The sequence below is a fragment of the Micromonospora sp. NPDC047557 genome, from assembly GCF_043205095.1.
In the GTDB taxonomy this organism is placed as follows: domain Bacteria; phylum Actinomycetota; class Actinomycetes; order Mycobacteriales; family Micromonosporaceae; genus Micromonospora.
The window spans coordinates 1-12,900 of sequence record NZ_JBIDDK010000005.1 but is presented as its reverse complement, the minus strand read 5'-3'; the positions used below and the strand labels follow the sequence as shown (position 1 = coordinate 12,900).

Here is a 12,900-nt window from a genome sequence, read left to right as displayed (position 1 = left end):
CGGCGGCATGCCGGGCACACCGCCGGAGCCCGCTCAGGCCGCCACGGTAGCTGCCGGCACCACGTCGGGCGCGTCCAGCCGGAAGGCGTCGGCCGCCGCGTCGTCGGGCTGCTCGTGCGCGGCCCGCTCGGCCCGGACCCGCGCGACGTAGTGCGCCACCTCCCGGTCGATCCGCTCGTCGTCCCAGCCAAGGACCGGCGCCATCAGCATCGCCGCCGGCCGGGCGGCCATCAGGCCCCGGTCGAAGCTCTCGATCGAGATGTGGGTACGCCGGGTCAGCACGTCCTCCAGGTGCAGCGCCCCCTCGGCGGACGCCGCGTAGACGACCTCCACCCGCAGGTAGTCCTCCGCGCCGTCGAGCGGCACGCCGAGCGTGGGGTCCTCCCGCAGCAGCGCCAGCACCTCGTCGACGGCGGCGCCGTAGCGCCGCAGCAGGTGCTCCACGCGCTCGGTGTGCAAGCCGGACTGCTGCGCCAGCCGGCGGCGCTGGTTCCACCGGGCGACGTAGCCCTCCGCCCCCAGCAGGGGTACCCGGTCGGTGCACGAGGCGGCCACCGCGCCGCCGAGGCCGCGCACCGCCTCGTCGACCGCGTCGCGCGCCATCACCCGGTACGTCGTGTACTTGCCGCCGGCCACCACCACGAGTCCGGGCGCCGGACTGACCACGGTGTGCTCCCGCGACAGCTTGGCGGTCGCGTCGGACTCTCCGGACAGCAGCGGGCGCAGGCCGGCGTACACGCCCTCGACGTCGTCGCGGGTCAGCGGGGTGGCCAGCACCGCATTGACGCGCTCCAGCAGGTAGTCGATGTCCCGGCTGGTCGCCGCCGGATGCGCCTTGTCCAGGTCCCAGTCGGTGTCGGTGGTGCCGACCAGCCAGTGCCGACCCCACGGGATCACGAACAGCACGCTGGACTCGGTGCGCAGGATCAGGCCGGTGCTGGACCGGATCCGGTCGCGCGGCACCACGAGGTGGATGCCCTTGGAGGCGCGCACCTGGAACTGGCCCCGCTCGCCGACGAGGGCCTGGGTGTCGTCGGTCCACACCCCCGTGGCGTTGATGACCTGCCGGGCGCGCACCTCGAACACCCGGTCGGTCTCCAGGTCGTGCACGCGCGCGCCGGTGACCCGGGCGCCCTCGCGCAGGAAACCCACGACGCGGGCCCGCGACAGCGGGTGCGCCCCGTGCGCGGCGGCGGTGCGGACGAGGAAGGTCACCAGCCGGGCATCGTCGACCTGGGCGTCGTAGTACTGCAGAGCGCCGACCAGCGACTCGGGCCGCAGCGACGGGCAGGCGCGCAGCGCCCCGCGGCGGCTCAGGTGCCGGTGGGCCGGCACGCCGCGCGCATGGCGACTGGACAGGCTCATCGTGTCGTAGAGCAGCACGCCGGCGCCGGCGTACAACCGTTCCCAGCCCCGGTGGCGCAGCGGGTAGAGGAACGGCACCGGGCGGACCAGGTGGGGGGCGAGCCGCTGCAGGAGCAGGCCCCGCTCGCGCAGGGCCTCGCGGACCAGCCCGAAGTCGAGCATCTCCAGGTAGCGCAGGCCACCATGGATGAGCTTGCTGGACCGGCTCGACGTGCCGCTGGCCCAGTCGCCGGCCTCGATGAGCCCGACCGACAGACCCCGGGTGACGGCGTCGAGAGCGCAGCCGGCGCCGGTGACGCCGCCGCCGATCACCAGGACGTCCAGTTCCTGGCCGCTGCCGAGGGCGGCCAGGGACCGCTCGCGGGCGGCCGGTGACAGTGTCGCGGAAAGCATCGGTCTTCTCTCTCCTGAGGAGGGTGGGGGCGGCCGGCGACGGGCGCCGGCCGCCCGGATCCTTGAGGGGGGTGGGGCGTCAGTCGACGTCGACCCAGTCGAGGGTGCGCTGGACCGCCTTCTTCCACCGGCCGTAGCCGTTCTCGCGCTGCTCCGGCGACCAGCCCGGCTGCCAGCGCCGGCTCTCGTTCCAGTTCTCGCGCAGCTCGTCGGTGTTCTTCCAGAAGCCGACGGCGAGGCCGGCGGCGTACGCCGCGCCGAGGGCGGTGGTCTCGGCGACCACCGGCCGGCTGACCGGCACGCCGAGGATGTCCGCCTGCATCTGCATGCACAGGTCGTTGACGGTGACGCCGCCGTCGACCTTGAGGCACTCCAGGTGCACCCCGGAGTCCTGCTCCATGGCGTCGGCCACGTCCCGGCTCTGGTAGCAGATGGACTCGAGAGTTGCCCGGGCGATGTGGGCGTCGGTGTTGAAGCGGGAGAGGCCGACGATCGCGCCACGGGCGTCGGAGCGCCAGTACGGTGCGAACAGGCCGGAGAACGCGGGCACGAAGTACACCCCGCCGTTGTCCTCCACCTGGCGGGCCAGGATCTCGCTCTGCGCGGCGGTACTGATGATCTTGAGCTGGTCGCGCAGCCACTGCACGGCCGAGCCGGTGACCGCGATCGAGCCTTCGAGCGCGTACACCGGGGCGTCGTTGCCGAACTGATAGCACACCGTGGTGAGCAGCCCGGCCTTCGACCGCACGATCTCCGTGCCGGTGTTGAGGAGCATGAAGTTGCCCGTGCCGTAGGTGTTCTTCGCCTCACCCGGGGCGAAGCAGACCTGCCCGACCGTGGCGGCCTGCTGGTCGCCCAGGTCGCCGGTGATCGGGACCCGGCCGGCGAACGGGCCGTGCTGCCGGGTGCTGCCGTACGAGCGGGGGTCGGACGACGGCCGGATCTCCGGCAGCATGGCGCGGGGGATGTCGAAGAAGGACAGCAGCTCGTCGTCCCAGTCCAGCGTCTCCAGGTTCATCAGCATGGTGCGACTGGCGTTGGTCGGGTCGGTGACGTGCACCCCGTCCTCGACGCCGCCGGTGAGGTTCCACAGCAGCCAGGTGTCGGTGTTACCGAAGACGGCCTCGCCGCGCTCGGCGGCCTCCCGGACCCCGTCGACGTTCTCGAGGATCCACTGGATCTTCCCGCCGGAGAAGTACGTCGCCGGAGGCAGGCCGGCCTTGCGTCGGATGACGTCACCCTTGCCTTCGCGTTCCAGGGCCGAGGCGATGCGGTCGGTACGGGTGTCCTGCCAGACGATGGCGTTGTAGTAGGGCCGGCCGGTCCGACGGTTCCACACCACGGTGGTCTCGCGCTGGTTGGTGATGCCGAGCGAGGCCAGATCGGAGGCGGTCAGGCCACGGGCGTTCATCGCGGTCTGGATGACCGTCTGGGTTCGCTCCCAGATCTCGAGTGGGTTGTGCTCCACCCAGCCGGCCTGCGGCAGGATCTGCTGGTGTTCGAGCTGGTGGCGGCCGACCTCGTTGCCGCCGTGGTCGAAGATCATGAAGCGGGTGCTGGTGGTGCCCTGGTCGACCGCGCCGACGAAGTCAGCCATTCGGGTGTCTCCTTCTGTGTCCGTCGTAAGGATTCTGGTCGGCGATGTCAGATGCGGGCGAGCTCGTCCTCGGCCGAGGCCTTCTCGGTGGCCAGGGCGCCCGGCTCCAACTCGTCCTCGCTGGGCAGGAAGCGGCCGATGATCAGCTCGTAGAGGCCGGCGCCGATGACGCCACCGACGAGCGGCCCGACGATCGGCACCCAGAAGTACGGATAACCGCTGGTGTCCTGGAAGGCCGTTTCGTAACCGGTCAGGAACGAGGCGAGGCGGGGGCCGAAGTCGCGGGCGGGGTTGATGGCGTAGCCGGCATTGGCGGCGAAGGCCATGCCGATCGCCACCACGATCAGACCGACGATCAGCGGGGCGAGGTTGCCGGCGGGCAGCGAGTTACGCGCGTCGGTGACGGCCAGGACGAGGAACAGCAGGATGGCCGTGCCGATGATCTGGTCACGCAGCGCGCCCCACTCGCTCACGCCGGCACCGGGCAGGGTGGAGAAGACGCCCTGACTCTTGCTGGTCAGGCCTGGGTCGAACCGGGACAGCACCTCGCTGTAGTTCCAGCGGATGATCAGGGCCGCGACGAACGCGCCGGCGGTCTGGGCCAGGGCGTACGGCATCACCTTGCGCCAGGAGAAGCCCTTGAAGACCGCCAGGGCGACGGTGACCGCGGGGTTGAGGTGCGCGCCGCTGATGCGGCCCGCCACGTACACGCCGAGCGTGACGCCGAGGCCCCAGGCCCAGGCGATGCTGTCGAACTCGCCGGTACCCGACGCGGCCACCTGGGCGACCACGCCCACGCCGAACAGGATGAGAATCGCGGTGCCGGCGAACTCGGCGGCCAACTCGCCAAGGAGCCCGGGCGCTTTCAACCGTTGCGCCATCTTACCTCCAGAAACGGTGGGGGTGGCAGCCCTCCCCTCGGGGGAAGTGGAGGGCCGGTCGGTGACGCCGTGGTGCAGTCACGTCACTGTGCGGTGAACCGTAGGAAACCCTCGGGGCCGGGTCAACGAACCCCGGTCGACAATGCCGAACACTGTTGCGGCCGCCGAAACGCGATTAGCATTCCGCCCCATGCCGGGTCAGGTGCAGTCCATCGCGCGGGCCGCGGCGATCCTCCGCCTGCTGGCCAGCAGCTCCGGCCGCCTCGGCATCGGGGAGATCGCCCGCTCCCTCGACCTGGCCAAAGGCACCGCGCACGGCATCGTCCGCACGCTCCAGGACGTCGGCTTCGTGGAGCAGGACAAGACCTCCGGCAAGTACCAGCTCGGGGCGGCCCTGCTGCACCTGGGCACCAGCTACCTCGACGTCAACGAACTGCGCTCACGCTCCATCAACTGGGCCGACCCGCTGGCCGCGCGCAGCGGCGAGGCCGTCCGCATCGGCACCCTGTTGGACGGCAAGGTGCTGGTGGTCCACCACGTCTTCCGGCCCGACGACACCCTGCAGACCCTCGACGTCGGGTCCCTGCTGCCCCCACACGCCACCGCCCTCGGCAAGGTCCTGCTCGCCTACGACGTCGGCGCCGCCAACGCGGTCATGCAGGGCGAACCCGAGCCGTACACCCGGCGCACCCTGGTCACCGCCCGGACCCTCAGCCGGGCGCTGACCGCGATCCGGGACACCGGCTGGGGCGCCGAGATCGAGGAGATGACCCTCGGCGAGGCCGGTATCGCTGCGCCCATCCGCGGCTACGGCGGCCTCGTCGTGGGCGCGATCGGGCTCTCCGGCCCGGTCGACCGCGTCTGCGACGCGCAGCGCCACCCCCGCCCGACGCTCGTCGCGTACGTCCGCGACGCCGCACGCGCGGTGTCCCGGGATCTCGGCGCGGCGCGCTGGTGATCCGTCCACCCTGCCCCGCCTTTGCGCCTGAGAGGACGAGGAATGACTGACAGCTACGTCGTCTCCATCGACCAGGGCACCACCTCGACCCGCTGCATCGTGTTCGACCGCCGGGGCAACCTCGTCTCCGTGGCGCAGCGGGAGCACCAGCAGCACTTCCCCCGGCCCGGCTGGGTGGAACACGACGCGCTGGAGATCTGGCGCAACGTCGGCAAGGTGGTGCCCAGGGCCCTCGCCCAGGCCGGCATCGTCGCGGGCCAGGTCGCCGCGATCGGCATCGCCAACCAGCGGGAGAGCACCGTGGTGTGGGACCGGCGAACCGGCGTCCCGGTGGCGCCGGCGATCATCTGGCAGGACACCCGCACCGACACACTGGTGGAGACGCTGGCCCGGGCGCCCGGCGCCGAGGACCTCCGGCAACACTGTGGGCTGCCGCTGGCCACGTACTTCTCCGGCCCCAAGCTGCGCTGGCTGCTCGACCACACGCCCGGGCTGTACGAGCGGGCCGAGCGCGGCGAGGTGCTCTTCGGGACGATGGAGAGCTGGCTGATCTGGAACCTCACCGGCGGCCCGGACGGCGGTCTGCACCTGACCGACGTCACCAACGCCAGCCGGACCATGCTGATGGACCTTCGCGCGCTCGGCTGGCACCCGGACTCGCTGGCCTTCTTCGGCATCCCGGCCGCCATGCTGCCCGAGATCCGCTCCTCGTCAGAGGTGTACGGCACCGCGACCGCCGTCCTGCCCGGCGTGCGGATCGCAGCGGCGCTCGGCGACCAGCAGGCCGCCCTGTTCGGCCAGACCTGCTTCGCGCCGGGCGACGCCAAGTGCACCTACGGCACGGGCAGCTTTCTGCTGCTCAACACCGGCACGGAGCCGGTGCACTCCGGCCACGGTCTGCTCACCACCGTCGGCTACCAGATCGGCGGCCAGCCGGCCGTCTACGCCCTCGAAGGCTCCATCGCGATCACCGGGTCCCTGGTGCAGTGGTTCCGCGACCGGCTGGAGCTGATCAGTTCGGCGCCGGAGATCGAAACCCTCGCCCGCACGGTGGACGACAACGGCGGCTGTTACATCGTGCCGGCCTTCTCCGGGCTGTTCGCGCCGCACTGGCGCAGCGAGGCGCGCGGCGTGATCGTCGGGCTCACCTCGTACATCACCAAGGGGCACCTGGCCCGCGCGGTGCTGGAGGCCACCGGCTGGCAGACCCGGGAGGTGGTCGACGCGATGAACGCCGACTCCGGCCTGGAGTTGACGGCGCTGCGGGTGGACGGCGGGATGACCGCCAACAACCTGCTGATGCAGTTCGTCGCCGACGTGGTCGCGGTGCCGGTGGTGCGCCCGATGGTCGCCGAGACAGTATCCCTCGGCGCGGCGTACGCCGCCGGGCTGGCGGTCGGCTACTGGCCCGACCTGGAGGGGCTGCGCAGCAACTGGCACCCCGCCGCCCGCTGGGTGCCCAAGATGGACGACGCCGTGCGGGCCGAGGAACGGGAGAACTGGCAGCGCGCGGTGGAGCGCACCTTCGGCTGGATCAAGCCCGAGGCCCGGGCCGCCAACGAATGACCTTCGGGGGCCACCTCATCGATACGCCGGCCCTACCTCCAGCAGATCGGCCGGCGAGATGCCCATCCGCTCCAGCAGCAACCGGGCCGCCCCCAACTCGGCCCGGCCAGCGACGGTCTGGCGCATGCCGCCTCACCGCCCGCCACGGCGGCGTGCACCCGCACTCCATGGGTGCAACTGCACCTCGGCCAACTCTGCCCGGAACCGGTCCGGTCGGGGACGTTCTCGACGCAGACCAATCGTCGCCGCCCGAGGACCGACACGTGCGAGCACTGCGGCACCCGTCGTCCACAGTCACCACGCGCCCCGCATCCAGCGCCAGACCTAGGGCCCGGTGCTCGTCGGCCCACTAATTGATCCGACCCGTCCGACCAGGGCTGGTAGCGTGCGCCGAACATGAAGATCATGGGGGAAACATCGATGAACCGAACTCGACTCGTCCTGACTGGCTCGGCCGTTGCGGCGGCGATCGCGCTGTCCGGCTGCGATCCGCAGCCCGAATCTGCGGGCACCGCAACCTCGCCGTCCCCGGCGGCCTCGAGCGCCGCCCCGACCGCTAGTGCGGCCACCACCGCGACCAGCACCGCGGCCAACGACGCGGCCAACGACGCGGCCACAGTGAAGGCCTGCGCCGACATCAAGAAGGACCTCAAGGACAACGCGGCTAAGGTCACCAAGGCCGAGAAGATCGGCCCGCCAGCCGGGCACTTCGCGGTCAGCGCCCAGTGGGCCGCCGGCTCGGTCGCGATCCTGGCGCACTCGATGGGCGCCAACGAGGCAGTCACCGCCGCCAGCGAAAAGATCCAGGACGAGATGATGGGCCTGAGCGACGCGTACAACAAGTCCGCCGACGCCAAGCCCAGCAAAAAGGCCCTGGAAGCCGCCATCAAGGAGCTGGACACCGCCTGCTCGGCCATCTGACCGGTTCGACCACGCAATCGGCGGTGACCCTCACCCGGACGGTCACCGCCGATTCGCGTGTCCGTGCGGCCTGCCGCACTGGGTCAGCGGCCTCTGAGCAACCCACGGTCAGCCTGCGCGACGCCCAGCGAGCTACCACGAAGAGCGGCGCGCTGTTCCCGGCAAGCCGCACATCCCTTGAGATACGTCGCTACTGCTGACGGAACCGACTGCGTACGGCGAACAGATCGCCGCGGTCGTCGCCTCGACCTATGGCGCCGAACTGGTCGCGATGGACGACGCCGCCGCCTCCGAAGCCCGACTCACCCGGCCAGGTCCAGCGCCGCACCGGACGTGCTGGGTTGATCTGCTTCGTCGGCACCCGTCACAACCCCGTACGCCTCGGCTTCAGCCTGGCGCACGGGGTGCGACGAATAGTGGTTTCGGCGCGGGCTCAGTCCTGCGCGCGCCAACGGTAGAAGACGGTCGCGACCTGGTCCTGCGGGCCGTGGCAGAGGTCCGGCCGGTACGGCTCCACGTAGGGGCCGAGATCCTGCATCACCTTGCCGAAGGCCGGCTTCTCGGCGTGCTGGTTCCGGGTCGCCTCGGCCGCCGACGACTCCTGCTCCAGCAGGTGCACGTAGACATCGTCGATGGAGTAGAGCCAGCGTCCGGTGACACCCAGGTCGGTCGGGAGCGACCCGGCGTCCGACTCGCCGAACACCCGGGCCACGTCCGGCTCGGCGCCCGGCTTGATCCGCCCCACGATCACGGTGAGCGTGGTGTCCTCGGGCGGCTCGCCCTCCGGCGCCCAGTGGTAGAACTCCTTGGCCACCGAGTCCGACGGGTTCTTCCAGTAGCGCGGGTACGGCGTCACGTACGGGCCGATCTCCTCGGCGATCTTCTGGAAGGCGGGCAGCCCGCGTGTCTGCCCGGAGATCCTCGGGTCCTGCTCGCGCTCGATCACGTGCAGGTAGAGGTCGTGGTGCGACAGCAGGTACCGGCCGATGACGCCGAGATCCTGGGGCCGGGTGGCCTGGTCGTAGTGGCCGAAGACGTTGCCGACGATCTCGTCGCTGCCGGGGACCATGTGGCAGACGATCACGTTCCGGAAGACCATGACGTGCTCCTTGGCTGGGTAGGCGGGCTAGACGGTGAAGGTGACCGGCAGTTCCAGCAGGCCGCGGAAGGGCGAGGCGGCGGGCAGCCGGCGCACCTCGGCGAGCGGGACGGCGAGCCGCAGCCCGGGCAGCCGGCGCAGCAGCGCGGAGAGCGCGAGCAGCGCCTCCATCCGGGCCAGCGAGACGCCCAGGCAGTAGTGCACGCCGTGGCCGAAGCCGAGGTGCGGGCCCCGGACCCGGCGCAGGTCGAGCCGGTCGGGGTCGGTGAAGTGGGCGGGGTCGTGGTTCGCCGCGTTGATCGCCACCCCGACGATCGCGCCGCGCGGGATGCGTACCCCCTGGTATTCGATGTCCTCGGTGGCGATGCGCGGGCTGGCCACCGGCAGCGGGCCGTCGAACCGCAGCAGCTCCTCGATCGCGGTCGGCAGCAGCCTCGGCGTGGTCCGCAGCAGCTCCCACTGCTCCGGGTGGGTGAGCAGCGCCAGCACCGCATTGCCGAGGAAGTCGGCGGTGGTCTGGTGGCCGGCGAACAGCAGCAGGAACGTGGTGGTGACCAGCTCCGCCTCGGACAACGTGCGGTCCCGGTCGACTGCGTCCACCAGCGCGCCGATGATGTCGTCGGCCGGGTCGTCGCGCTTGGCCCGGACCAGGTCGGCCAGGTAGTGGTGCAGCTGCAGCTGGGCCTCCTGCACCGCCGCCCGTTCCTCGGCCGGGGGTCGGCTGGTCGAGCCGGAGGTGCGGATCACCTGGGTCCAGTCGAGCACCCGGTCGTGGTCGGCCGGCGGCACGCCGAGCAGCTCACAGATGACCGTCATCGGCAGCGGGATGGCGAAGTCCCGCATCAGGTCCGCCTCGCCCTGCGGCAGCATCTTGTCGATCAGCTGGTCGATGATCGCGGCCACCCGGGGCCGCAACGCCTCGATCCGCCGCGGCGCGAACGCCTGCGACACCACCCGGCGCAGGCGGGTGTGCTCGGGCGGGTCGGAGTTGAGCATGTTGCGGTTCAGGCCCTCCGAGTTCGGGCCGAAGATCCGCAGGTAGTGCTGGTCGGGCCCGTAGAGGTCCTTGGACAGCCGCGGGTCGGTCAGCGCCGTGCGCGCGTCGTCGAAGCGGGTGATCAGCCACGAGTCGAACCGGGGCGAGCCGACCGGGCAGACCGGCCGCTCGGCACGCAGTCGGGCGAAGGTGGGATAGGGATCGGCCGCGAACGCCTCCGTGTACAGCTCGCTCGCCGGCACCACGTCGTCGGTCATCGGGCCTCCCCCGGCTCGCTGTTCACACTGTGCAGCACCTGGTAGGTGTGTCGTTCGGCGGACTCGCGCAGCTCCCGGACCACGCGCAGCAGCCGGTCCCGGTGCGCGCTGCGGCCGAAGGCGTCCAGCCGCTCCCGGTCCGCCCAGTCGCTGATGACCAGATAGCTGCTCGGGTCGTCGGCGTCGCGGACCAGGTCCTGGTGCAGGCAGCCGTCCAGGGTGCGGATCTCCTCGGCGGCGGCGCGCCACTCCGCCTCGAAGCGCTCCTCGCACCCCTGCCGGGTCCGCATCGCCAGGACCGTGCGCACCCGGCTCACCGCGCGCCGCCGAAGACCAGGTGCAGGTGCTTGCGCAGCGCGTCGGCGTCGACCGGGGTGCCGCGGAAGCCGACGTGCCCGTCCGGACGGATCAGGTAGAGCCCGGTGCCGGCCAGGCCGTACCCGGCGCGGAACCGGCGGTCGCCGTCGCGCAGCACCGGCGGGTCGGCCAGGCGCGGCTCGGCGACGTCCGGGTCGAGCAGCAGGTACGCGTCGAGCTCCCCGCCGGCCTGCCGCCGCGCGTCGGCGCACAGGTCGGCGAACCCGGCCAGCTCCGTCGTGCCGGCCGTGGCGTCGGCGTAGAGCAGCAGCGTGTGCCGGGTGCCCCGGGTCAGGTCCCGCAGCCGCAGCGGATGCCCGACGCCGCGCCGGCGCAGACCTTCGACGTCCGGCGCGCGGTCGCCGGGACGGGGCGCGTCACCGAGCCCGGCCGGGTCGGAGACGGTCTCCCCGACCAGCGGGCTGCCGGTGTAGCTGAGCAGCAGGGACATCTCCTGGAGGAACTGCCGTTCCAGGTCGGCCCGGTCCAGTTCCTCGGTGCCGGCCAGCCGCACCGCGCGGCCGACGATCTCCTCGCCCTCCGGGCGCCGCTCGGCCTCGTAGCTGTCCAGCAGGCCGGGGGCGGCCAGCCCGCGTACCGCCAGGGCCAGTTTCCAGGCCAGGTTCCAGGCGTCCTGGATGCCGGTGTTCATGCCCTGGCCGCCGGCCGGCGGGTGCAGGTGGGCGGCGTCGCCGGCGACGAAGACCCGGCCGTGGCGGTAGCGGTCGACGATGCCGTGGCTGATCCGGAACACCGACGACCAGCGCAGGTTCGTCGCCCGGGTGCCGGGCGGGGCGAGCCGGTCGAGGGCGGCCTGCACGTCGTCGAGGGTCGGCTCGCCGAGTTCCTCGCTGAAGCCGGGCGGGGCGTCCTGCCCGCCGGTCCGGGCGAAGAACCGGGGTGGGGCCAGGGTGGCGATGCGGTAGCGGTGTTCGCCGCGCAGTGGCACGCAGACCAGCATCCCGTCCATCTGCCCGTCGGTGGTGTGCAGGAAGCGCAGCAGGTGCCCGTCGGGCATGTCCCAGTCCACGTCGACGTCCACCAGCATGAACAGCTGCGGGAAGCGGCCCAGCCCGCCGGTGAAGGTGAGGCCGAGCCGGTCCCGGACCCGGCTGTGCGCGCCGTCGCAGCCGACCAGGTACGCCGCGCGTACGGTCTCGGTGGCGCCGTCGGCGGTGCGCACGGTGGCGGTCACGCCGTCCGCGTCCTGGGTGAAGTCCACCAGTTCGGCGCCGCGCCGCGGGCGCACCCCGAGCGTGGCCAGCCGGGCGGTGAGGATGCGTTCGGTCTCGTACTGGGGCAGGCCGAGGTGGTCGTAGGGCAGGCCGGGCAGCTCCCAGCTCATCCGGTGGGTCTGCTCGCCGTTGACGAAGACCATGTTGCCGGTGAGCCAGATGCCGGCGTCCATCGCCTCCCGCACGACGCCCTGCTCCTCCCAGATCTCCATGGTGCGGCAGTGCACGCCGATCGCCTTGTCGGCCTGCCCGGCCGGGGTCGCCCGCTTGTCGATCACGCGGCAGTCGATGCCGCGCCGGGCCAGCTCGACGGCGGCGGTCAGCCCGGTCGGGCCCGCCCCGACGACCAGTACGTCAGTTGTCCTCTGCACGTCGGCCTCCCTGCCTGTGGTGTCGAATCGCCGGCCGTCCCCACCGGGCACGACGTGGAACAGGCGGCGTCGGATGTCGAGAAGGAACGGTGCGATCGGCCCGGCCTGCGCCGAGGCGTGAGCCGGGTCGCCGATCCAGTCGAGGAACTCGGCCGCGGTGTCCCACTCGGCGAAGATGTGGTGCACGTCCGAGCCGGGTTCGCGGAGCAGCTGCTCACGCCGGTAGCCCGGCACGACGTTCATCCGCCGCACCACCTCGGGGTAGCCGCGATGGAACTCGGCGAGCCGGGCGCTCGGCACGGTCAGCTCCACGTCCACGTAGACCGGGCCGGTCCCGTCGCCGGTCTCGACCATCGGCGGGTAGTCGGGCGGGCCGGCCGGTTCGGTCAGCGGCCGGAGCAGGTCGGACAGGCGGGCGGCCACCGGCCCGTCGCGGTAGGCGCGCAGCGCCTCCTCGTCGGCCCACTCGGTGACCACGACGAAGCCGTACGGGTCCAGCGCGTCCCGCAGCAGCTCGTGCCGGAGGCCGCCGGGGAGCGCGCCGAGCTGTCCGGCGACGTCCTCCCAGGCCGGCCCCAGCGCGGGCGCGCAGCCGGGACGTGCTCGCAGCCGTAGCATCGTCCTGATCATGCCGCCCCCTCGCACCGTGCCGTCCTCGTGCCGCGACCCTGCCAGAGCCCGCGTCACCAGGTCGTCACCGACGGCCCGGGCGGTGTTGCCGTGCGGTGACGCGGCCGGAACGCCATCCCCTCGTAGCTGTCCCTGCCCGCCAAGTTTTTGATCTCAACGGCAGTGGCAAGCACCGGAGCGGGGGGGGGGGGGGGGGGGGGGGGGGGGGGGGGGGGGGGGGGGGGGGGGGGGGGGGGGGGGGGGGGGGGGGGGGGGGGGGGGGGGGGGGGGGGG

The 12,900-nt window shown here is 72.2% G+C and carries 10 protein-coding genes; 3 read left to right on the top strand and 7 right to left on the bottom strand.

Features of this window, described 5'->3' with window-relative positions; genetic code table 11:
• Positions 1-33 precede the first annotated feature (33 nt).
• From ACGGAQ_RS14935 to ACGGAQ_RS14925, 3 genes are all read right to left on the bottom strand, one after another.
• Positions 34-1,758 (bottom strand): FAD-dependent oxidoreductase, encoded by a 1,725-nt coding sequence (locus ACGGAQ_RS14935; protein ID WP_393048930.1) that lies wholly within the window; start codon positions 1,756-1,758, stop codon positions 34-36.
• Between the two features lie 79 nt (positions 1,759-1,837).
• Complete coding sequence (gene glpK, locus ACGGAQ_RS14930; RefSeq protein ID WP_393048928.1) at positions 1,838-3,355, bottom strand: glycerol kinase GlpK; 1,518 nt, start codon at positions 3,353-3,355, stop codon at positions 1,838-1,840.
• A 47-nt stretch (positions 3,356-3,402) separates the two neighbouring features.
• A complete protein-coding gene (locus ACGGAQ_RS14925) occupies positions 3,403-4,236 on the bottom strand; it encodes an MIP/aquaporin family protein (RefSeq protein WP_393048925.1) in 834 nt (277 codons plus the stop codon).
• 190 nt (positions 4,237-4,426) lie between these two features.
• Between ACGGAQ_RS14925 and ACGGAQ_RS14920 the strand changes: the two genes are divergently transcribed.
• The 3 genes from ACGGAQ_RS14920 to ACGGAQ_RS14910 all read left to right on the top strand — a co-directional run bounded on the left by ACGGAQ_RS14920 (position 4,427) and on the right by ACGGAQ_RS14910 (position 7,681).
• The gene (locus ACGGAQ_RS14920; RefSeq protein WP_393048922.1) at positions 4,427-5,194 is read left to right on the top strand and encodes an IclR family transcriptional regulator; all 768 of its coding nucleotides are present in this window, start codon (positions 4,427-4,429) and stop codon (positions 5,192-5,194) included.
• Positions 5,195-5,236: 42 nt separating this feature from the next.
• Positions 5,237-6,760, top strand: a complete 1,524-nt coding sequence (gene glpK, locus ACGGAQ_RS14915) for a glycerol kinase GlpK (RefSeq protein ID WP_393048919.1) — start codon at positions 5,237-5,239, stop codon at positions 6,758-6,760.
• 396 nt (positions 6,761-7,156) lie between these two features.
• On the top strand, positions 7,157-7,681 hold the full coding sequence (locus tag ACGGAQ_RS14910) for a hypothetical protein (protein WP_393048917.1): 525 nt from the start codon (positions 7,157-7,159) through the stop codon (positions 7,679-7,681).
• 433 nt (positions 7,682-8,114) lie between these two features.
• On the opposite strand, the gene ACGGAQ_RS14905 is transcribed toward ACGGAQ_RS14910, so the two are convergent.
• Genes ACGGAQ_RS14905 through ACGGAQ_RS14890 form a run of 4 tightly spaced genes read right to left on the bottom strand, consistent with a single transcriptional unit; the run spans position 8,115 to position 12,627 of the window.
• Positions 8,115-8,780, bottom strand: coding sequence for a TcmI family type II polyketide cyclase (locus ACGGAQ_RS14905; RefSeq protein WP_393048914.1), 666 nt, complete (start codon positions 8,778-8,780; stop codon positions 8,115-8,117).
• Positions 8,781-8,807: 27 nt separating this feature from the next.
• A complete protein-coding gene (locus ACGGAQ_RS14900) occupies positions 8,808-10,034 on the bottom strand; it encodes a cytochrome P450 (RefSeq protein ID WP_393048911.1) in 1,227 nt (408 codons plus the stop codon).
• Positions 10,031-10,342 (bottom strand): antibiotic biosynthesis monooxygenase family protein, encoded by a 312-nt coding sequence (locus ACGGAQ_RS14895; RefSeq protein WP_354862537.1) that lies wholly within the window; start codon positions 10,340-10,342, stop codon positions 10,031-10,033. The genes ACGGAQ_RS14900 and ACGGAQ_RS14895 overlap by 4 nt, the downstream gene beginning before the upstream one ends.
• A gap of 5 nt (positions 10,343-10,347) precedes the next feature.
• A complete protein-coding gene (locus ACGGAQ_RS14890) occupies positions 10,348-12,627 on the bottom strand; it encodes an FAD-dependent oxidoreductase (RefSeq protein WP_393048908.1) in 2,280 nt (759 codons plus the stop codon).
• Positions 12,628-12,900 lie beyond the last annotated feature (273 nt).